The following is an 18,814-nucleotide window of genomic DNA, read 5'->3' as shown; positions in this document are numbered from 1 at the left end:
CGACGGCGCGGAAGGTCGTGGTCGGGGTTTCCCGTTCCAGGGGTCCTGGTGCTGCGCGGGCGGTGGGTCGATGGGTGGTGCGGTGGCTGCGGGGTGGCGTCGTGGCGTCGAGGCGCCGAGTGTGCAGTTTGGGCGGTCGGGATGGGGGTATGGACGACCCGAACTGCACACTCGGCGATCGCGATCGCGATCGCGATCGCGATCGTGATCGTGGACGTGTCCGGTCTCGGGTCCGTGGGTCCTTGGTGCCGAGGATGCGGTGGCGTCGGTTTTCGGGGGGATCAGGACGCCAACCGCATGGTCGTGCGGCGGTAACCGCATGTTCGGCGCGTGCTGGGTGCTGGTCCGTGGGATGCGGGTGTCGGGTATGGGCGGGTGATGTTGGTGGTTGTCCACAGCCTGGGACGAGGGGTTCCGGTGGGGTGGTTTGACCCGTTAGGTTCCTGGGGAGGTAGGGGGCGGTGTGGCCCTGTGCCGGGTACCTACCGAGGGGGCAGGGATGGGTTCGCAGGGGTTGGTCGGGCGGGGTGCCGCACGGGGCGTCGGTTGGGAGAGGCCGGGAAGCAGTCCTGTCTCTGGTTCAGGTGCACGACGGCGTAAGGGTGCGCTGGTGCTGATGGCGTGGGCGGTGCTTGTGGGTGTGGTGGTGGGGTGTTCGCCGACGGAGCCGGTGGTCGAGTCTCCGTCGCCGGTGGTGAGCGAGGAACCGAGCCCGACGCCTGTTCCGACTCCGACGCCGACGGGCCCGGTCAAGCCTGAGCGGCCGGCTGACATGGACCGCACCGATGAGGTCGGAGCCGCTGCGGCGGCGACGTACTTCCTGGAGCTGTACCCCTACGTCATGGCTACCGGAGACCTGACAGAATGGGACGCCATGACCTGGGCGGAGACGTGCGATTTCTGCTCCAAATCGAGGGAGAGCGCGCTGGCCTTCGATTCGCCCGACTTTGAGTACGTCGGTGGGGCGGTGAAGGCGGAACTCCTGAAGGCATACGCGCTGGACACGCTAATCGGTGGCTACCCGCTCGACTTCCGCCTGTCCCAGGAGGAGGCGGCCACTATCGGTCTCGGGGGTGAGGTCCTCGAGTCGCTGCCTGCGGAATCAGACGAGTTGCGTGTCGAGATGATGCACGACGGGTCCACCTGGCGCGTGATCGCAGTCGCTGTCCTCAAGGAGGTCCAATGAATGCGCGGAGTGGTCGACAGGCTTTGGCGTTCTGCGCTCTGGCGGGACTCCTGGGTACCTTGACCCTGTTGGCTTCTCCAGGCTTCGCGTTCGGAGTTGAACAACCGAAGCCGACCCCCAAGCCCACCTCAACAACGCCACCAAAACTGTCGGGTGTGGTCGGGCAGGCAGTAGGGAGCGGGATCAACCTCCAGGCAATCGACGTCTCGGCCGACGGGTCGGTGCATCGGCCGCGGAATGCGGATGGGTCGCCGGCGTCGGTCGAGTTTCGGCGGATGCCCGCGTCGATCTGTTTCACGCAGGACTTCCCCACGACCAAGGGGCAGGTGGGGGCGTGCGGGCCGGGGGAGCGCGAGGGGGCACTGGTCGTGGCGTGTGAGGCAGAGCAGGTCGCGTTGGACCCGATCTTCAAGCAGACCTGGGTCAACAACCCGGACGGCACGATCAGCGATCTGTCCCGGTGGGAGCTGCAGAACCCGGCCAGTCCCGGCGACTGTCTGGCCGCCGTTGACCTGGCGCCCCTGGCCGAGGCCGAGTTCCAGCGTCTGACGATTACCCCGTCTCCCGTGACGATCCAACCGCCCGACGGGTGGACCCTGGTCAACGTCGACACGATCACCTACACCAGCCCCGCGCCCCAGACGTTCACGACCACTCTGCTGGGCATCCCCGTCACGATCGAGGCGACCCCGGACACCTTCACCTGGGACTACGACGACGGCACGACCCCCATGACCACCACGGACCCGGGCCGGGCATACCCGCACCACACCGTCGCGCACGTCTACGAGGAAGAGGCGGTCGCGACCATCACCTTGGCCACGACCTGGCAGGGCCGCTTCCAGATCACCGGCACTGCCACGTGGACCCCCATCACCGGCACCGCCACGACCACCACCGCCGCCCCACCCCTGACCATCCACGAAGCCCGGGCCCGCCTCGTCACCGAACCCCTCGACTGAAGACGCTGCCCGATGTCGCCCGGTCGCACCCACGAGCGACAACGAGCAGCATCTCGGTGCCAGCCAGCGTCCCAGCCGCCGCAGGGAGCGCCATGAACGCCGTCGGTTCGACGCCGGCAGCCCGCGCGAGGAACACTGAGGCGACCGCGCGGTGCGGGCCCCGGCCCTGATCTGGGACGCAACGGGGATCCGGAGAGCGACGTTCGCTCGGGACGGACGACCGGGCAGACCGAACGACCGGGCAGACCGAACGACCGGGCAGACCGAACGACCGGGCAGACCGGACGACCGGGCAGATCGGACGACCGGGCAGACCGATCGAGCGGATCGACAGGACGATGGCAGACGTGGAGGACGAGGCATGGGTAGGACGTTGATCGTCGAGGCCGACGGCGGATCGCGCGGCAACCCCGGACCTGCGGGCTACGGCGCACTCGTGCGCGACGCCGCGACGGGGACGGTGTTGGCCGAACGCGCTCGGTACCTCGGCGTCGTGTCGAACAACGTCGCCGAGTACTCGGGGCTCGTCGCGGGGCTCGAGGCCGCGCGGTCGATCGACCCCGAGGCGCGCGTGCTCGTCCGCATGGACTCCAAGCTCGTCGTCGAGCAGATGTCGGGGCGCTGGAAGATCAAGCACGAGGACATGCGCCGGCTCGCGGCCGAGGCGGCGCAGGTGCTGCCGCCGTCACAGGTCACCTACGAGTGGGTGCCGCGTGCCGACAACTCCGCGGCCGACGCCCTCGCGAACCAGGTCATGGACTCGCGCGGCGAGATCGCCCACGACCACTGGGCGGCCGACATCACACCTGTGACCGACCAGGGGCAGGCGGACACGGACCCGGCAGCCGACGAGCCGGCCGACCCGAGCGGTGCGCCCGGCGCCGACGCCGCCGGCCCTGGTTTCGACACACCCACGCGCCCCTCGGGCGCCCGTGCCCGGTTCGACGGTGCCGAGCCGTTGACCGTCGTCCTGGTCCGGCACGGCCAGACGCCGCTCACCGTCGCGGGCGCGTACTCGGGCTCGTCGGTCCCTGGCCCGTCGCTCACCGCGCGGGGCCGGGTGCAGGCCGCCCAGGCCGCCGACCTGGTCTACCGTATCGGCCGGGACCGCTGGACCGACGTGCCGAGGCCGACCGAGATCGTCGCGTCGCCCATGGTCCGTGCGCAGGAGACCGCGCGGGCCGTGAGCCGCCGTCTGGGTCTGCACGTCGCGACCGACGAGCGCTTCGCGGAGGTCCACTTCGGCGAGTGGGAGGGGCTGACGGCCGACCAGATCGCCGAGCGCTGGGACGGGCATCCCGAGCAGTGGCTCGTCTCGGGCACCGAGGCCGCCCCGGGCGGTGAGTCGATGGCCGACGTCGGCGACCGCGTCTGGGCCGGGCTGCAGGACCTTCTCGCGCAGGGCACCGGCCGGACCGTCGTCGTGGTGGGTCATGCGGTGCAGGTGCGTGCCGCCGTCGGGCGGGCCATCGAGGCGCCGCCCTCGCGCTGGGCTGGCTTTCGCGTGCCGCCGGGGTCGGTGAGCATCGTGCGGTTGTGGGCCGACGGGGCGACCGAGCTGACCGTCGTCGGGTGCCCGAGCGAGCCCTGATCCCGCCGTTCACCAGTGCCCGCTCGGCGCCGAGAAAGACCTTGAGGCCGCCAGGAGGTCCCAGACGACCTCCACCTCGTTCTCGACCGCCGGGCTTCGAGAGAACGTCAGGAGACGACGAGCTCCAGCGTCGACGCACCGCGTGCCCCGGGCAGCAGCGTCGCGTCGAGCAGCGCGGTCCCGACGAGCTCGTACGCGGCCTTGAGCAGCTCCTCGGCCGTGTGCACGGGTTCGGCGCGAGTCAGCAGGTGTCCGGTGAGGACGCCGCGCGTGTGCTTGGCGTTGTGCGACACGACGCTGCGCTTGCCGTCGAGCTCGCGGAGCACGCGCACCGCGACGTGCTCGGCCCCGGCGGGCACCTTCCACGCGGCCGCGTAGGGCGCCGAGCGGCAGTCGATCACGACGTCACCGGTCGCCCGCACGTCCAGGGCTGCGGCGAGGTGGGGCCGCCACGACGGGGCGAGCGCCCCGAGCGGCGGGAGCTGGGTGCCCATCGACAGCCGGTAGGCGGGGATGGGGTCGGCGGGGGAGACCGCGCCCCACAGCGCCGACACGATCCGTACCGAGTCCTCGGCCCGGGCCGCAGCGGCCGGCGGCAGGTCGGCCAGGCCGGCGGCGGCGTACAGCACCCCGCTGTAGATCTCCGCGGCGGGAGCCGTCGGTGCCGTGGCCAGCGACACGTTGCGCGCCACCTCGTCGGCGAGCCCGCTGCTGACACCCAGGACGTCGAGCGCATCTCGTCGCCTGCTCGCGGCGACGAGCGCCTTGAGCACGGCCTTGCGGTGTCGGGTGAGCGACGGCGAGCTGAGGGACGCGAGGTCGAGGGGAGCGCCGTCGTCGGGCACGGACTTTCCCTCGGAGGGCGGCAGGAGCAGAAGCACACCGCCACTCTAGGACGGTGCGGCGGCCGTCCCGCCCGTCGCCCGCGTGGCGATGGTCACCCGTGGCACACCCCCGGCTGCGGCACTAGGTTGTGCCGCATGGTCCAGGTCAAGATCTACGGCACCCGCACGGTCTGGGAGATGAAGCGCGAGGACATCTCCGACGCGATCCACCGGGCGGTCGTCGGCGCCTGGGGGCTGCCCGAGGACAAGCGGTTCCACCGCTTCCTCCTCATGGAGGACGGCGACCTGGTCGCGCCGCAGCGCAGCGACGCGTACCTCGTGATCGAGGTCGTGTGCTTCACGGGCCGCTCGCGCGAGGCCAAGCGGGCGCTCATCGCCGCGATGTTCGACGACGTCGCTCCCTTCCTGGGGCTGACGGCCGACGACCTCGAGGTCGTCATCCTGGAGAGCCCGCCCGAGAGCTGGGGCATCCGCGGCAGGAGCGGCGACGAGCTCGCGCTGGGCTACCGCGTGGACGTGTAGGCTGCGGGAGCGGATGAGTCGGTCAGACGGCCGCGTCGGCGCCCTCGTGGCGTCGCCGAGGAACGTCCGGGCTCCACAGGGCAAGGTGGTGGGTAACGCCCACCCGGGGTGACCCGCGGGACAGTGCCACAGAGAACAGACCGCCTCCCACGACTCCGGTCGTGGGCGGTAAGGGTGAAACGGTGGTGTAAGAGACCACCAGCGGGCCAGGTGACTGGTCCGGCTAGGTAAACCCCACCTGGAGCAAGGTCAGACAGACTGTGTTGGAGGGCGGCCCGCCCGATTCTCTGGTGAGAAGCACAGTCGGGTAGACCGCTGGAGGCGTGCGGCAACGTACGTCGTAGATGGATGGCCGTCACCCGCGCGGGGGCAACCGCGCGCGGGGACAGAACCCGGCGTACCGACCGACTCATCCGCCCTGTCGTCCGTCCCGTCCCCTGCGTAGGCTGGCGGGATGAGGATCGTCGAGTGCTTGGCCCCCCTCGTGGGGCAGTGGCAGGGCGTCCACCGGCAGCGCCTCCTCCCGACCGACGAGTTCGTCGCGTCGGCCGCGACCGCGTCGGTCACGGTCACCGCGGGCGAGTTCGTGTCCCTCGCCTACACGTGGTCCGACGGCGACGCGCCCCAGGAGGGTCTCCTCCTTCTGAGCGGCGGCTCGGGCGACGAAGGGGTGTCGGCGGTGTGGCTCGACTCGTGGCACTCGTCGCCGGCGTGGATGCTCTTCGACGGGACGGTGGGGGACGACGGTGTCGTGCGGCTCACTGGGAGCTACGCGGCACCGGAGGGCCCCGACTGGGGCTGGCAGATCTTCGTCGCACCGGTCGAGGGCGGCGGTGGGCGCATGACCATGCTCAACCTGGTGCCGGGCGAGGCCGCGTACGAGGCGGTCGAGGCCGTCTACGACCACCGGGTCTGAATGCCGCGGCCGACTACTCGCCGCCCGCCCGCGCCCGCCGCATCAGCCCGAGCGGCAGCGCGACCCACAGCAGCGCGAACAGCACGAGCGCGCCGACCGCCGCGATCACCGCGGCCGTCCACCCGACGACGACGTCGAAGATCAGCAGCACCGTGCCCGTGACGACGAGGGCGAGGACCACGAGCCCTACTCGCGCCAACCGGTCGGCCGACGTCACGAGCCGCGCCTTGAGGTGCTTGCGGAACAGCATGCGGTGCAGCGACACGGGCGCCACGAGCAGCCCGGTCGCGATGACGGAGAGCACCACGAGGCACAGGTAGACGTTGCGCTGCGCGGTGTCGAGCTCCCCGAACCGCTGCTGGAAGGGCAGGGTCAGCAGGAAGCCGGTGAGGATCTGCACGCCCATCTGTGTGACGCGCAGCTCCTGGAGGAGCTCGGCCCAGTTCCGGTCGGCCCTCTCGTCGGCGCTCTCGTCCCGCGAGTCGTCGATCGGTCCGTCCTGCGCGCCGTCGGGCTGCCGGTTGCCGGCCCCGTCGCCCGACGAGCTCGATCCCGCGGGGCCGCCGGCGTCGGCGCCCTTGTTCATCCGGCTGCCCCGCTCAGTGGTTCCGCAGCGCGGAGATGAGCTCGCCCTTGCGCATGGTCGAGCGGCCCTCGATGCCGACCTCGCGGGCGCGCTGCCGCAGCTCGGCGACGCTCCACTCCTCGTAGGCCGGCGACGAGCCGCCCTTGGCCCCGACCTCGCTCCGGGACGAGGCCGCGGCCGCGTTCGCGATCCGCGCCGACTTCTCCTTCGAGTTCCCCTCGTCGCGCAGCGACTCGTACAGCTCCTTGTCCTTGACGGACGGGCCGGGGTCTCGCCTGGGCATGGTGACCACCTCTCGGGTCGTGTCTCGGTAGGTGGTCCGACCGTACGACGGCGTCGCGCCACTCGCGCGAGAAAGTGCACCCAGGTGGTGCAGACCCGGTCGAAGCACCACGAGCACGAGGAGGATTCGCCCTAAAATGCACCTGATGGCCGCCCCAGGTAAAGCAATCCCCAGAATGCTGTCATGCGGGCGCCTGTTGGGGGTACCCTTGCTCTGTTGGCGGCACTGCAGGCGTCGGGTGCCGAGAACGCGACGAGCGGGGGCTCACGTCATGACTGCGAGCAGGACGACGACGACAGGCGGGATCACGCTCTTCGAGCTGCCCGACACGAGCGTGGTGGACATGTGGGGCGAGATCGACGTCGCCCTTCGTAGCGAGGCGAGTGCGGCCCTGGCGAATGCCCTGGACCGCGACGTCCCCGTGGTGATCGACACCTCGAAGGTGACGTTCATGGACTCGACCGGGATCGCGTTCCTGGTGCAGTTCTACACGATCGGCAGCGAGGAAGGGCTCCAGGTGAGCCTGCGCAACCCGCCGACCGTCGTGACCGACGTCCTGGAGATGCTGGGCGTGATCGACATCTTCCCGTCGCTGCCGCACCACCAGATCGAGCATCCGGTCGAGGACAGGCATCCCAGCGCGGTCTGAGCCCGGACGACCGGTCGGCCTGGCCCGCCGCGGCGGGCCAGGCCGAGCCCGCCCCGCGCGCGACGACGACTACGCGAGCCCGGCCCCTTCGGCGGCCAGCGCCGCGGCTCCGACGATCCCGGCTGCGTTGCGCAGCTTCGCGGGGATGATCGGTGCCTTGAGGTCGAGCAGCGGCAGGAAGTTCTCGTGGTGCTTGGAGATGCCCCCACCGACCACGATGAGGTCGGGAGAGAACAGCATCTCGACGACGTCGAAGTAGCGCTGGAGCCGCGCGGCCCACTCCTCCCACGAGAGGTCCTCACGGCTGCGCGCCGACTCCGCGGCCCGGGACTCGGCGTCGAACCCGTCGATCTCGAGGTGACCCAGCTCGGTGTTGGGCACGAGGACCCCGTCGACGACGAGCGCGCTGCCGATGCCCGTCCCGAGCGTCGCGAGCAGCACGGTGCCGCGTGCGTCCTTCGCGGCGCCGTAACGGACCTCGCCGATCCCGGCGGCGTCGGCGTCGTTGACGGCGACGACGTGCCGCCCGGTCTCCTTCTTGATCAGCGCCGGCAGGTCGACGCCCTTCCACGACTTGTCGAGGTTCGCGATGAACCCGATCACGCCGTGGCGGATGGGCCCGGGGAACGCGACCCCGATGGGCACGTCGTGGGGCAGGTCGTACTCGTCGACGAGCTCGGCGATGACCGTGGCGACGGCCTCGGGGGTCGAGGGCTGCGGCGTCGGGATGCGGTGGCGCTCCTGGGCGAACTCGCCCGTCGAGAGGTCGACCGGCGCGCCCTTGATGCCGCTGCCGCCGACGTCGATCCCGAACGCGAGGCCGTGGTGGTGGTGTGAGTGCTTGCTCATGGCAGGGTCAGGATCTCCGCTCCGTCTTCGGTGACGACAAGGGTGTGCTCGAACTGGGCGGTCAGTGACCGGTCCGCGGTGACTACGGTCCACCCGTCGTCCCACATCTGCCACTCGGGGCCGCCCAGCGTCAGCATGGGTTCGATGGTGAAGACCATCCCTGGTTCGATGATGGTGTCGTGGTCGGGGGCCGCGTCGTAGTGCGGGATCACGAGGCCCGAGTGGAAGGCCTCCCCGACGCCGTGACCGGTGTACTCGCGCACCACGCCGTACCCGTGGCGGTGCGCGTACTTCTCGACGACGCGGCCCAGGACGTTGACCTCGCGCCCGGGGCGCACGGCCTTGATGGCGCGGTCGAGGGACTCGCGCGTGCGCTGGACGAGCAGCGCGGCCTCCTCGCTGATCTCGCCGACCGCGAAGGTCGCGTTGTTGTCGCCGTGGACACCGCCGACGTAGGCGGTGATGTCGACGTTGACGATGTCGCCCTCGACCATCTCGGTCGAGTCGGGGATCCCGTGGCACACGACCTCGTTGAGGGACGTGCACAACGACTTGGGAAACCCGCGGTAGCCGAGCGTCGACGGGTAGGCGCCGTGGTCGAGGAGGAACTCGTGCCCGATCCGGTCGAGCTCGTCGGTGGTCACCCCGGGGGCGACGTGCATCCCGACCTCGGCGAGGGCCTGGGCGGCGATGCGGCTCGCGACGCGGATCCGCTCGATCGTCTCGGGGTCCACGACGTCGTCGCCCGTGAAGGGCTGCGGGCCGGGCCGCCCGACGTACTCGGGCCGCGCGATCGAGCGCGGCACGGCGCGTGGCGGTGAGATCGTCCCGGGGACCAGAGGTCCGCGCGGGGCGGTCAGGACGGGTGAACCGGGCATCCTGCCAGTCTACGGAGGTGAGCGCCGCCGAGACGTCCATCGGCCCCGCGCGCGTCCGCCGTCGCGCGCGGGGACGCGTCGGTACGGCAGGATCGACCCATGACGAAGGAACGATTCTCCGACGACGGTGACCCGGCCACCGAGGACCAGTACTACTTCGACACGCGCACGGGCGAGGTGTCGAGGGGCCCGCAGTCGACGTGGTCGTCGCGCATGGGTCCGTACCCGACGCGTGAGGCGGCGGCCAAGGCGCTCGAGCTCGCTCGTGCCCGCTCCGAGGCGTGGGACGAGGAGGAGCGCGAGCGCGAGCAGGACCGGTGACTCCTCCCACCGGGCGGGCCGGGCGGTGGGTCGCGGTCCTCGCGGTCCTGCTGGCGGGCCTGACGGTGGGCTGGTTGTCGTGGCTCGCGTTCGGCAGCGGCGACGCCCGCCCGGGCTCCTCGGCGAGCCCGACGGCGGCGCTCACCCCGGGTGCGCCCGGCAGGTCGTCGCCGCCCGACCCCGCGGTGCCCGGGGGACCCTCGGCCGCGTCGACGGCACCAGGCGGCACCCCGCTCGCCGGCCTCACGGTCGCGCTCGACCCGGGGCACAACGGTGCCAACGCGACCGCCCCGCGCCAGGTCGGGGCTCCGGTCCCGGACGGGCGGGGTGGGACCAAGGCGTGCAACACGGCGGGGACGTCGACCGACGACGGCTACCCGGAGCACGCGTTCGCGTGGGACGTCGCGGCACGCACGGCCGCCTCGCTCGAGGCGTTGGGGGCTCGCGTCGTGCTGACGCGGCCCGACGACGAGGGCGTGGGCCCGTGCGTCGACGTGCGCGGGGCGTTCGCCCAGGAGGCGGGGGCGGACGTCCTGGTGTCGGTGCACGCCAACGGCACGGAGGACCGGTCGGTCCGGGGGTTCTTCGTGATCGTCGCGGACCCGCCGCCCGTGGTCGAGCAGGACCCCGCGGCGCGGGAGGCGAACGCCGCCGAGAGCGACGCCCTGGCCGGTGACATGGTCGAGGCGTTGGTCGCGGCGGGCTTCGCGCCCTCGCCGCTCTTCCCGGACGGGGTCTCGCGGCGTGCAGACCTCGCGACGCTCAACCTCGCGGAGCGTCCCGCGGTGCTGCTCGAGCTGGGAGAGATGCGCAACGCCGAGGAGGCGGCGGTCATGACGAGCGACGAGGGGCGTCAGCGGTACGCGGACGCGGTCGCCGCGGGACTCGTCGCGTGGGTCGCGGGCGCGGCCCGGTAGCGCGAGCGCCTCGCGACCGGTGCCCGACGACGCCACGCGCCCGGGTGCACCAGGGCACCCGGGCGCGCGACGCCGTCGGGGCGGGGGAGCGCTACTTCTCGAAGCTGTGCGCGGCGTCCGGGAACGTCCCGCCCTTGACCTCGGCCGCGTAGTCCTGCGCGGCCCGGCCCAGGGCCTCGCCGATCTCGGCGAATCGCTTGGCGAAGCGCGGCGACCACTCGGTCATGCCCGCGAGGTCGGTCCAGACGAGGACCTGGCCGTCACAGTCAGGGCCGGCGCCGATGCCGATGGTCGGGATGCGCACGATCTCGGTGACGCGTGCGGCGACCTCGACCGGGACCATCTCCAGGACGAGGGCCACTGCCCCGGCGTCCGTGACCGCGAGGGCGTCCTCGCACAGGATCTCCGCGGCCTCGTCCCCGCGGCCCTGCACGCGCGGCCCGCCCAGGATGTTCTCCGACTGGGGCGTGAAGCCCAGGTGCGCGACGACGGGGATGCCCGCGTCGGTCAGCGCACGGATCTGGGCGGCCGAGCGGCGCCCGCCCTCGAGCTTGACCGCGTGCGCGCCGGTCTCCTTCATGATGCGCACGCCGGTCGCGAGGGCTTGCTCGGGCCCGGCCTCGTACGACCCGAACGGCAGGTCGACGATCACGAGGGCACGACGGGCGGCCCGGGCGACGCCGCGCGCGGCCGGGATCATGTCGTCGACCGTGACGGGCAGCGTGGTCTGGTGACCGTGCATCGTGTTCCCGATCGAGTCCCCGACGAGGAGCATGTCGATGCCCGCCTCGTCGAAGATGCGGGCGGTCACCGCGTCGTACGCGGTGAGCATGGTCAGCTTCTCGTGCCGCGCCTTGGCCTCCGCGAGGTGGTGGACGCGGAAGCGCTTGACGGGCGTGGCCGGGGTCTGGCCGGGCTGGGTGTGTGCGGACATGCTCTCGTCTCTCCAGGTCGTGCGGCCCGTCGATGGTCGGTGGGCCGGTCGTTCGGGAAGCGGGTGGGTGGCGTGCGGCGGGAGCGCGGGCACGCCGGTCGGAGCTACTCGACCGGCTCGCGCCAGCGCGACGTGACGGGCAGGCGCCGGTCGCGGCCGAAGGCCAGCGACGTGACCTTGGGGCCGAGCGGGTACTGGCGTCGCTTCCACTCGGCGCGGTCGACGAGCGTCACGACCTTGTCGACGACCTCCGGGTCGAACCCGCGCGCGAGCAGCTCGGCGCGCCCCTCGGCGTGCTCGATGTACGCGTCGAGGACCTCGTCGAGCAGGTCGTAGGGCGGCAGGGAGTCCTGGTCGGTCTGGCCGGGGCGCAGCTCGGCCGAGGGCGGCTTGGTGATCGAGGACTCGGGGATCGGGGGGATCTCGCCCGCGTCGAGGGCGGCGTTGTTGCGCCAGCGGGCGAGGGCCCACACGCGCGACTTGTCGACGTCCTTGAGCGGGGCGTACCCGCCGATGCTGCCCGCGTCGTAGATGGTCGCGTACCCGACGGCGAGCTCGGACTTGTTGCCCGGCGCGATGACGAGGTGGCCCTCGCGGTTGGAGATCCCCATGAGGACCACGCCGCGCACGCGCGCCTGGAGGTTCTCCTCGGCGACGCCCTCGAGCGCGAGCTCGCCCTGGAAGGCGTCCACCATGGGGGCGATGGGCTGCACGCGGTAGTCGGCGCCGAGCCGCTTGGCGAGGTCGGCGGCGTCGTCCTTGCTGTGCTCCGAGGAGTACGTCGAGGGCATCGAGACGCCCACGACGTTCTGCCCGCCGATCGCGTCGGCCGCGATCGTCGCGGACAGCGCCGAGTCGATCCCGCCCGACAGCCCCAGGACGATCGACCGGAAGCCGTTCTTGCGCACGTACCCGGCCAGGCCCGTGACGCACGCCCGGTACACCTCCTCGTCGGGGTGCAGCGGGGCGGCGACGCGGCCCGTCGGGTAGGTGGTCGCCACGGCGTCGCCGGCCGCGGACGAGGTCCGCTCGGGCAGGTCCCAGACCAGCAGGTCCTCGACGAACTGCGGCGCCGAGGTGAGCACCGCCCCGTCGGGCCCGACGACGAACGAGCCCCCGTCGAACACCAGGTCGTCCTGGCCGCCGACCATGTTGACGTACGCGACCGGGGCGGCCGTCTCGCGCGCCCTGCGCGCGGCGAGGTCGGTGCGGACGTGCCCCTTGCCCTCCTCGTAGGGCGAGCCGTTGAGCACGAGGAGCAGGTCGATCCCGTGCCCCGCCTCGTCGAGCGCGCCGAGCGTCGCGACGGGGCCGCCGTCCTGCCAGATGTCCTCGCAGATCACGATGCCCACCGAGCGGCCCGCGATCTCCAGGACGAGGGGCTCGGTGCCGGGCGCGAAGATGCGGAACTCGTCGAACACGCCGTAGTTCGGCAGGTGGTGCTTGTCGTAGGACGCGACGACCTTCCCGTGCTGGATCGCGACCGCACGGTTGGTCGGGAGGTCGGCGGGAGACCCCGACGCAGCACGCTCGGCGGCGCCCGCACCGCGCGGGAGCGCGGTCTCGGAGGTGCCCACGGTGCCCAGGACGACCGTCACGTGACCGAGGCCCTCGCGCTCGAGCTGCGCGGCGACGTCGGCCGCCGCGTCCCAGGCCGCGCGGCGGAACGAGGCCCGCAGCGCGAGGTCCTCGATGGGGTAGCCAGTGAGTGTCATCTCGGGGAAGGCCACGAGGTCGGCGCCCTCGCCGGCCGCACGCCTGGTCCACTCGAGGATCGCCGCCGTGTTCTGGTCGATCGCTCCCACGCACGTGTCGATCTGTGCGAGGGCGATCCGCAGGTCTGCCATGCCCGCCAGCCTATGCGAACCCGCCGGTCAGGTGCCCACCCGCCCCCGACCGACGCCTCGTCGTGGCAGGCTGGTGACACGTCGGCCGCGTCAGGACGCGACGTAACCCGCTCGTCACACTCTTCAGGCAGGATGTAGCCCATGGACAGGCAGCAGGAGTTCGTGCTCCGCACGGTCGAGGAGCGCGACATCCGCTTCATCCGTCTCTGGTTCACCGACGTGCTGGGGATGCTCAAGTCGGTCGCCGTGGCTCCCGCGGAGCTCGAGTCCGCGTTCGCGGAGGGCATCGGCTTCGACGGCAGCTCGATCGAGGGCCTCACTCGTGTCTACGAGGCCGACATGATCGCGCGCCCCGACCCCACCACGTTCCAGGTGCTCCCGTGGCGCGGGGAGCGGCACGGGACAGCGCGGATGTTCTGCGACATCCTCACCCCGGACGGCGAGCCCTCGCTCGCGGACTCGCGCAACGTGCTCAAGCGCGCGCTCGCGAAGGCGAGCGACAAGGGCTTCACGTTCTACACGCACCCCGAGGTCGAGTTCTACCTCTTCAACCACCCGGCCGACGCCTCGGCGCCGCTCGTGCCGGTCGACCAGGGCGGGTACTTCGACCACCTGGCCCGGGGGTCGACGCACGACTTCCGCCGCGCCGCGATCACGATGCTCGAGTCGATGGGCATCTCGGTCGAGTTCTCCCACCACGAGGCGGGCCCCGGCCAGAACGAGATCGACCTGCGCTACGCCGACGCCCTGACGACGGCCGACAACCTCATGACGTTCCGCACGGTCGTCAAGGAGGTCGCCCTGGAGCAGGGGGTCTTCGCGTCGTTCATGCCCAAGCCCATGGCGGACCAGCCCGGCTCCGGGATGCACACGCACCTGTCGCTGTTCGAGGGCGACCGCAACGCGTTCCACGAGCCCGGCGCGCAGTTCGAGCTGTCGAAGACGGCGCGCTCGTTCATCGCGGGCCTGCTGGTCCACGCGGCGGAGATCACCGCGATCACGAACCAGTACGTCAACTCGTACAAGCGCCTGTGGGGCGGGGCCGAGGCCCCGAGCTACGTGTGCTGGGGCCACAACAACCGCTCGGCGCTCGTGCGCGTGCCCATGTACAAGCCGGGCAAGGGCAACTCGAGCCGCATCGAGTACCGCGCGCTCGACTCCGCGACCAACCCGTACCTCGCGTACGCGGTGATCCTCGCGGCGGGCCTCAAGGGCATCGAGGAGGGCTACGAGCTCCCCGAGGCGACCGAGGACGACGTGTGGGAGCTGACCGACGCCGAGCGCCGCGCGCTCGGCATCAAGCCGCTGCCGCAGTCGCTCGACGCCGCGATCCAGATCATGGAGACGTCCGAGCTCGTCGCCGAGACCCTGGGCGAGCACGTGTTCGACTTCGTGCTGCGCAACAAGCGCCAGGAGTGGGACGCCTACCGGTCCCAGGTGACGCCGTTCGAGCTGAAGCGGTTCCTCCAGGTCCTGTGAGCCAGTCCTCCCGTCGGTCGGTCGGGTCCCGGTGGTCGTCATGACCTCGGGGCCCGACGACGTCACGCCCCTCGGGCGCATCGGCGCACCCAACGGGTCGCGCCGCCCGACCCTGACCTCGCGCCTGCGCCGGCTCGGGTTCGCCGACGTGACCCGCTCGGCGTCGCTGCTCGACGACAAGGACCTCGTGGGCGTCCTCGGGCCGCTGCCCGAGGACGTGCTGGTCGCGCTCGGCGCGACCGCGGACCCCGACCTGGCCCTGCTCCAGCTCGCGCGGCTGTCGTCCGCTGCGGCCGGGGACGAGGCGTCGTGCCGGACGTTCCGCGACCTGCTCACGGGGGCAGGGGAGCGGGCGGTGACGGAGGCCGCCGTGGTCGAGGACGGGGGCACCAGCGCCGGTGGGTCCGGCACGTCCAGCACCAAGGACGCCCCCGTCCCCTCGGGCCGCGACCGCCTGCTCGCGGTGCTCGGCGCGTCGGTCGCGCTGGGCGACGAGCTCGTGTCCCACCCGGACCTGCTGGCCGTCGTCGCCGACCCGGCGTCCAGGACGGGGGTCGACGCGGGCGCCGTCCGCGCCGAGCTGCTGCGCGCGGTCGAGGCAGACCCCGAGGCGCACCAGCCCGTCGCGGCGCTGCCGGCCCCCGTCGCGACCGACGCCATGCGCCGCGCCTACCGGTCCCGCCTCCTGCGCATCGCCGCGACCGACCTCACGTCGAGCGAACCGCTCACGCGGTTGCCGGCCGTCGCGGCGGCGCTCGCCGACCTCGCGGCCGCCGCGCTCGAGGCCTCGCTCGCGATCGCGCGCTCCGAGCTCGACGACCACGGGGCGGGCGTGCGGCTCGCGGTCATGGGCATGGGCAAGTGCGGCGGCCGTGAGCTCAACTACGTCTCGGACGTCGACGTGATCTACGTGGCCGAGCCGGCCGAGGGGTACGACGAGGCCTACGCGACGAGCGTCGGCGCGCGGCTCGCGACGGGCCTCGCACGCGCCTGCCAGGGGACGTCGTCGGAGCCGCCGCTGTGGCCCGTCGACGCGGCGCTGCGCCCCGAGGGCAAGAACGGCCCGCTCGTGCGCACGCTCGCGAGCCACCTCGCGTACTACGAGCGCTGGGCCAAGACGTGGGAGTTCCAGGCGCTGCTCAAGGCGCGCCTGGTCGCGGGCGACCGCGAGCTCGGGGCGGCGTACCACGACGCGATCAACCCGTTCGTGTGGTCGGCCGTGACGCGTGAGAACTTCGTCGAGGACTCCCAGGCGATGCGCCGCCGGGTCGAGGACCACGTGCCCGCCGCCGAGGCCGACCGCCAGCTCAAGCTCGGCAAGGGTGGCCTGCGCGACGTCGAGTTCACGGTGCAGCTCCTGCAGCTCGTGCACGGGCGGGCCGACGACTCGATCCGCAGCCCCAGCACCCTCACGGCGCTCGCGTCCCTGGCGGCGGGCGGCTACGTCGGGCGCGAGCACGCAGCGCGTCTCGCGGTCTGCTACCGCTTCCTGCGCTCGCTCGAGCACCGCATCCAGCTCTTCCGGCTGCGCCGCACGCACCTGGTGCCGACGGGCGAGGACGACCTGCGTCGTCTGGCACGGTCGTTGGGCATGCGGGCCGAGGGCGCCGAGGGCCTGCTCGACCGGTGGCGCTCCACGCGCCGCGAGGTGCGCGCGCTGCACGAGGAGCTCTTCTACCGGCCCCTGCTCCCGGCCACGGCCCAGCTCTCGGCCGAGGAGGCGAGCCTCGCGCCCGAGGCGGCCAAGGCGCGCTTCCAGGCGATCGGCTACCGGGACCCGGCGGGCGCGATGCGGCACGTGCTCGCGCTGACCGAGGGCGTGAGCCGCCGTGCCGCGATCCAGCGCCAGCTCCTGCCGGTCATGCTCGGCTGGTTCGCCGAGGGCGCGGACCCGGACGCGGGGCTGCTCAACTTCCGCAAGCTGTCCGAGGAGCTCGGCTCGACGCACTGGTACCTCAAGCTGCTGCGGGACTCGGGCTCGGCCGCGTACCGGCTCGCGACGCTCCTCTCGAGCTCGCGGTACATGGCCGACGCGCTGTCCCGTTCGCCCGAGTCGGTGGCCTGGCTCGCCGACGACGCCGACCTCGTCCCGCGCGGGGCCGAGCGTCTCGCGAAGGAGGCCGACGCGATCCTCACGCGCGCCGACGTCGCTGCCCCTGCCGCCACGGCGCTGCGGGCCGTGCGCCGTCGCGAGCTCGCACGCACCGGGGCCGCGGAGATCCTCGGCGTCGTGGACCCGGTCGACGCCGCGCGCGCGATCTCCGACGCCGCAGACCTCGCCCTCGTGGGCGGGCTGCGGGTCGCGCAGTTCGTCGCCCGGGGAGAGCTCGGCGTCGCGGGCCCGGACGACGACCCGGCACGGTGCGCGATCATCGCCATGGGTCGCTTGGGCGGGCGCGAGATGGGCTACGGCTCGGACGCCGACGTCATGTTCGTGCACGAGCCCACCGAGGGCGCGAGCGACCGCGACGCACAGGCGTTCGCGCTCGTCGTCGCGACCCGGTTGCGCTCGCTGCTCGGCGACATGGGCCCCGAGCCCGGGCTGCCCGTCGACGCCGACCTGCGCCCCGAGGGACGCAACGGCCCGCTCGTGCGCTCGTTCGACTCCTACGCCGAGTACTACGACCGCTGGTCGGCCGCGTGGGAGTCCCAGGCGCTGCTGCGCGCCCGACCGGCCGCGGGCGACGCGGGGCTCGGCGAGCGGTTCATGATGCTCGTCGACCCGCTGCGCTACCCGGCGGGCGGGCTCGACGCCGCGACCGTGCGCGAGGTGCGGCGCATCAAGGCCCGTGTCGAGTCGGAGCGGCTGCCGCGCGGCGTCGACCCGTCGCGGCACCTCAAGCTCGGCCGGGGCGGCGTCTCGGACGTCGAGTGGACGGTCCAGCTCCTGCAGCTCCAGCACGCTCACGAGGTCGCCGGCCTGCGCACGACGTCGACCATCGACGCGCTCGAGGCCGCGGCGCACGCGGGCATCGTCACGCCCGACGACGCCGCGACCCTGGGGGAGTCGTGGCACCTCGCGTCGCGGCTGCGCAGCGCCCTCGTGCTCTGGTCCGGTCGCTCGGGCGGCCCGACGGCCGACGTCCTGCCGCACGAGATCCGGGCGCTGTCCGGGCTCGCGCGCGTCATCGGCGACGAGGAGTCCGGGGCCGAGCTCGAGGAGCGCTACCTGCGGACCGCGCGACGGGCCCGGGCCGTCATGGAACGCGTGTTCTACGGCGAGGACTGAGCCCCGCCCTGCTCGTCGCACGGCGCGTCGACCGTCAGGCCCGCCGCGCTCACCTGCTGGTCGATCAGCACGAGCGTGCGCTGCATCGCGACCGGCTGCAGCTTGCCCACCTGGTGCCCGTGCGGATGGTCGAAGAACACGAGCAGGCTCAGCATCAGGGCGATCACGAGCGTCACGCTGCCCATGAGGACCGACTGCGTGACGGCGCCCTCGCCCGAGTCGGCGAAGAACAGCATGAACACGAAGATCGTCGCCGAGATGACGAACAGGACGAGCCACAAGGGCAGCGGGATCAGGCCCTCGGCGCCGTGGACACGCGCTTGGCGCGCCTGCTCCCGGTCGGAGGTCTGGTCCATCCACCGGTCGTACGCGGACTGCTCGGTGTCGGTCGCGGGCTCGACGCCGCGGATCGTGCGGAACATCTCGACGCCCCACGGGTTCACGGCCTCCCCGAGCCTGCCGTCGGCCATGGCCTCCCACTCGGTCGTCGCGACCGACCGGGCGTAGCAGACGAGCTGCCCCGAGAGCTCGGCCGCGGCGTCGGGCGGGAGGAACTGCGCGGTCTGGAACTGCTGCGCGACGACCTGGGCCTCCTCCTCGGCACCGCTGCGGGCGTCGTCGTAGGACTCGAAGGCCAGGAAGATGATGAAGCCGAGCAGCACCGAGAAGCCCGTCGCGAGCACCCCGAAGACCCCCGACGCCCGGTCACCGTCGTGGAACCGGCTGCCCTCGGGCGCCCGGGAGCGCACGAGCAGCATCGCGGTGACGGTGATCGCGGTCGCGCCGACCGTGACCAGGGTGGCGATCAGGATGTTCATGG

General features: G+C 72.4%; 18 protein-coding genes and 1 other RNA gene. 11 read left to right on the top strand and 8 right to left on the bottom strand.

The features are described 5' to 3' along the window. Positions 1-616 precede the first annotated feature (616 nt). The 3 genes from WFH32_RS03385 to WFH32_RS03375 all read left to right on the top strand — a co-directional run bounded on the left by WFH32_RS03385 (position 617) and on the right by WFH32_RS03375 (position 3,739). Positions 617-1,186: a DUF6318 family protein gene (locus WFH32_RS03385; RefSeq protein ID WP_336706362.1), complete on the top strand. Its 570-nt coding sequence runs from the start codon at positions 617-619 to the stop codon at positions 1,184-1,186. Beyond that, positions 1,183-2,148 carry a hypothetical protein gene (locus tag WFH32_RS03380; protein WP_336706237.1) on the top strand — a complete coding sequence of 322 codons (966 nt, stop codon included), beginning with the start codon at positions 1,183-1,185 and terminating at the stop codon, positions 2,146-2,148. The genes WFH32_RS03385 and WFH32_RS03380 overlap by 4 nt, the downstream gene beginning before the upstream one ends. A 361-nt stretch (positions 2,149-2,509) precedes the next feature. Further along, positions 2,510-3,739, top strand: coding sequence for a bifunctional RNase H/acid phosphatase (locus tag WFH32_RS03375; RefSeq protein WP_336706236.1), 1,230 nt, complete (start codon positions 2,510-2,512; stop codon positions 3,737-3,739). Between the two features lie 107 nt (positions 3,740-3,846). Here the strand turns inward: WFH32_RS03375 and WFH32_RS03370 are convergent, their stop codons facing one another. Next, on the bottom strand, positions 3,847-4,620 hold the full coding sequence (locus WFH32_RS03370; protein ID WP_191795441.1) for a YaaA family protein: 774 nt from the start codon (positions 4,618-4,620) through the stop codon (positions 3,847-3,849). Positions 4,621-4,719: 99 nt separating this feature from the next. Between WFH32_RS03370 and WFH32_RS03365 the strand changes: the two genes are divergently transcribed. The 3 genes from WFH32_RS03365 to WFH32_RS03355 all read left to right on the top strand — a co-directional run bounded on the left by WFH32_RS03365 (position 4,720) and on the right by WFH32_RS03355 (position 6,022). Next, a complete protein-coding gene (locus WFH32_RS03365; protein ID WP_336706235.1) occupies positions 4,720-5,106 on the top strand; it encodes a tautomerase family protein in 387 nt (128 codons plus the stop codon). A gap of 14 nt (positions 5,107-5,120) precedes the next feature. Further along, an RNA gene (rnpB, locus tag WFH32_RS03360) (RNase P RNA component class A) lies at positions 5,121-5,522 on the top strand. 38 nt (positions 5,523-5,560) lie between these two features. Then, positions 5,561-6,022: a DUF1579 family protein gene (locus WFH32_RS03355; RefSeq protein WP_336706234.1), complete on the top strand. Its 462-nt coding sequence runs from the start codon at positions 5,561-5,563 to the stop codon at positions 6,020-6,022. Between the two features lie 13 nt (positions 6,023-6,035). Here the strand turns inward: WFH32_RS03355 and WFH32_RS03350 are convergent, their stop codons facing one another. Further along, positions 6,036-6,608: a DUF6328 family protein gene (locus WFH32_RS03350; protein WP_336706233.1), complete on the bottom strand. Its 573-nt coding sequence runs from the start codon at positions 6,606-6,608 to the stop codon at positions 6,036-6,038. Between the two features lie 13 nt (positions 6,609-6,621). Continuing rightward, positions 6,622-6,891, bottom strand: a complete 270-nt coding sequence (locus WFH32_RS03345; RefSeq protein WP_336706232.1) for a DUF7218 family protein — start codon at positions 6,889-6,891, stop codon at positions 6,622-6,624. Between the two features lie 271 nt (positions 6,892-7,162). Between WFH32_RS03345 and WFH32_RS03340 the strand changes: the two genes are divergently transcribed. Next, positions 7,163-7,540: an STAS domain-containing protein gene (locus WFH32_RS03340; protein ID WP_191795445.1), complete on the top strand. Its 378-nt coding sequence runs from the start codon at positions 7,163-7,165 to the stop codon at positions 7,538-7,540. Positions 7,541-7,609: 69 nt separating this feature from the next. Here the strand turns inward: WFH32_RS03340 and ppgK are convergent, their stop codons facing one another. Both ppgK and map read right to left on the bottom strand, forming a co-directional pair. Then, positions 7,610-8,389: a polyphosphate--glucose phosphotransferase gene (gene ppgK, locus WFH32_RS03335; RefSeq protein ID WP_138824164.1), complete on the bottom strand. Its 780-nt coding sequence runs from the start codon at positions 8,387-8,389 to the stop codon at positions 7,610-7,612. After that, on the bottom strand, positions 8,386-9,267 hold the full coding sequence (map, locus tag WFH32_RS03330) for a type I methionyl aminopeptidase (protein ID WP_336706231.1): 882 nt from the start codon (positions 9,265-9,267) through the stop codon (positions 8,386-8,388). Before map ends, ppgK begins: the two co-directional genes overlap by 4 nt. A gap of 99 nt (positions 9,268-9,366) precedes the next feature. Between map and WFH32_RS03325 the strand changes: the two genes are divergently transcribed. Both WFH32_RS03325 and WFH32_RS03320 read left to right on the top strand, forming a co-directional pair. After that, complete coding sequence (locus WFH32_RS03325; RefSeq protein ID WP_191795447.1) at positions 9,367-9,588, top strand: SPOR domain-containing protein; 222 nt, start codon at positions 9,367-9,369, stop codon at positions 9,586-9,588. Further along, positions 9,585-10,505 (top strand): N-acetylmuramoyl-L-alanine amidase, encoded by a 921-nt coding sequence (locus WFH32_RS03320; protein ID WP_336706230.1) that lies wholly within the window; start codon positions 9,585-9,587, stop codon positions 10,503-10,505. Before WFH32_RS03325 ends, WFH32_RS03320 begins: the two co-directional genes overlap by 4 nt. A 91-nt stretch (positions 10,506-10,596) precedes the next feature. Here the strand turns inward: WFH32_RS03320 and panB are convergent, their stop codons facing one another. Together panB and WFH32_RS03310 are read right to left on the bottom strand one after the other, a co-directional pair. Beyond that, on the bottom strand, positions 10,597-11,439 hold the full coding sequence (gene panB / locus WFH32_RS03315; RefSeq protein WP_138824168.1) for a 3-methyl-2-oxobutanoate hydroxymethyltransferase: 843 nt from the start codon (positions 11,437-11,439) through the stop codon (positions 10,597-10,599). A gap of 104 nt (positions 11,440-11,543) precedes the next feature. Beyond that, a complete protein-coding gene (locus WFH32_RS03310; RefSeq protein WP_336706229.1) occupies positions 11,544-13,286 on the bottom strand; it encodes an NAD+ synthase in 1,743 nt (580 codons plus the stop codon). Between the two features lie 141 nt (positions 13,287-13,427). On the opposite strand from WFH32_RS03310, the gene WFH32_RS03305 reads away from it, so the two are divergent. Together WFH32_RS03305 and WFH32_RS03300 are read left to right on the top strand one after the other, a co-directional pair. Then, on the top strand, positions 13,428-14,765 hold the full coding sequence (locus WFH32_RS03305; protein ID WP_138824170.1) for a glutamine synthetase family protein: 1,338 nt from the start codon (positions 13,428-13,430) through the stop codon (positions 14,763-14,765). Between the two features lie 40 nt (positions 14,766-14,805). Continuing rightward, the gene (locus tag WFH32_RS03300; protein WP_336706228.1) at positions 14,806-17,994 is read left to right on the top strand and encodes a bifunctional [glutamine synthetase] adenylyltransferase/[glutamine synthetase]-adenylyl-L-tyrosine phosphorylase; all 3,189 of its coding nucleotides are present in this window, start codon (positions 14,806-14,808) and stop codon (positions 17,992-17,994) included. Here the strand turns inward: WFH32_RS03300 and WFH32_RS03295 are convergent. After that, on the bottom strand, positions 17,979-18,812 hold the full coding sequence (locus WFH32_RS03295) for a bestrophin-like domain (protein ID WP_336706227.1): 834 nt from the start codon (positions 18,810-18,812) through the stop codon (positions 17,979-17,981). The two genes, WFH32_RS03300 and WFH32_RS03295, sit on opposite strands and share 16 nt — an antisense overlap. Between the last annotated feature and the right edge of the window lie 2 nt (positions 18,813-18,814).

It is taken from the genome of Oerskovia sp. USHLN155 (assembly GCF_037145535.1).
Lineage (GTDB): Bacteria > Actinomycetota > Actinomycetes > Actinomycetales > Cellulomonadaceae > Oerskovia > Oerskovia rustica.
Note: the sequence above shows the minus strand (reverse complement) of the source record. Positions and strands in the feature narration are given on the sequence as shown.

Bases quoted from the DNA above. Each gene is read 5' to 3' on its own strand.
- WFH32_RS03340 (WP_191795445.1), top strand. From the start codon at position 7,163: ATGACTGCGAGCAGGACGACGACGACAGGCGGGATCACGCTCTTCGAG.
- map (WP_336706231.1), bottom strand. From the start codon at position 9,267: ATGCCCGGTTCACCCGTCCTGACCGCCCCGCGCGGACCTCTGGTCCCC.
- WFH32_RS03355 (WP_336706234.1), top strand. From the start codon at position 5,561: ATGAGGATCGTCGAGTGCTTGGCCCCCCTCGTGGGGCAGTGGCAGGGC.
- WFH32_RS03350 (WP_336706233.1), bottom strand. From the start codon at position 6,608: ATGAACAAGGGCGCCGACGCCGGCGGCCCCGCGGGATCGAGCTCGTCG.
- WFH32_RS03365 (WP_336706235.1), top strand. From the start codon at position 4,720: ATGGTCCAGGTCAAGATCTACGGCACCCGCACGGTCTGGGAGATGAAG.
- ppgK (WP_138824164.1), bottom strand. From the start codon at position 8,389: ATGAGCAAGCACTCACACCACCACCACGGCCTCGCGTTCGGGATCGAC.
- WFH32_RS03380 (WP_336706237.1), top strand. From the start codon at position 1,183: ATGAATGCGCGGAGTGGTCGACAGGCTTTGGCGTTCTGCGCTCTGGCG.
- WFH32_RS03310 (WP_336706229.1), bottom strand. From the start codon at position 13,286: ATGGCAGACCTGCGGATCGCCCTCGCACAGATCGACACGTGCGTGGGA.
- WFH32_RS03375 (WP_336706236.1), top strand. From the start codon at position 2,510: ATGGGTAGGACGTTGATCGTCGAGGCCGACGGCGGATCGCGCGGCAAC.
- WFH32_RS03300 (WP_336706228.1), top strand. From the start codon at position 14,806: ATGACCTCGGGGCCCGACGACGTCACGCCCCTCGGGCGCATCGGCGCA.
- WFH32_RS03295 (WP_336706227.1), bottom strand. From the start codon at position 18,812: ATGAACATCCTGATCGCCACCCTGGTCACGGTCGGCGCGACCGCGATC.
- WFH32_RS03325 (WP_191795447.1), top strand. From the start codon at position 9,367: ATGACGAAGGAACGATTCTCCGACGACGGTGACCCGGCCACCGAGGAC.
- WFH32_RS03305 (WP_138824170.1), top strand. From the start codon at position 13,428: ATGGACAGGCAGCAGGAGTTCGTGCTCCGCACGGTCGAGGAGCGCGAC.
- WFH32_RS03345 (WP_336706232.1), bottom strand. From the start codon at position 6,891: ATGCCCAGGCGAGACCCCGGCCCGTCCGTCAAGGACAAGGAGCTGTAC.
- WFH32_RS03385 (WP_336706362.1), top strand. From the start codon at position 617: ATGGCGTGGGCGGTGCTTGTGGGTGTGGTGGTGGGGTGTTCGCCGACG.
- panB (WP_138824168.1), bottom strand. From the start codon at position 11,439: ATGTCCGCACACACCCAGCCCGGCCAGACCCCGGCCACGCCCGTCAAG.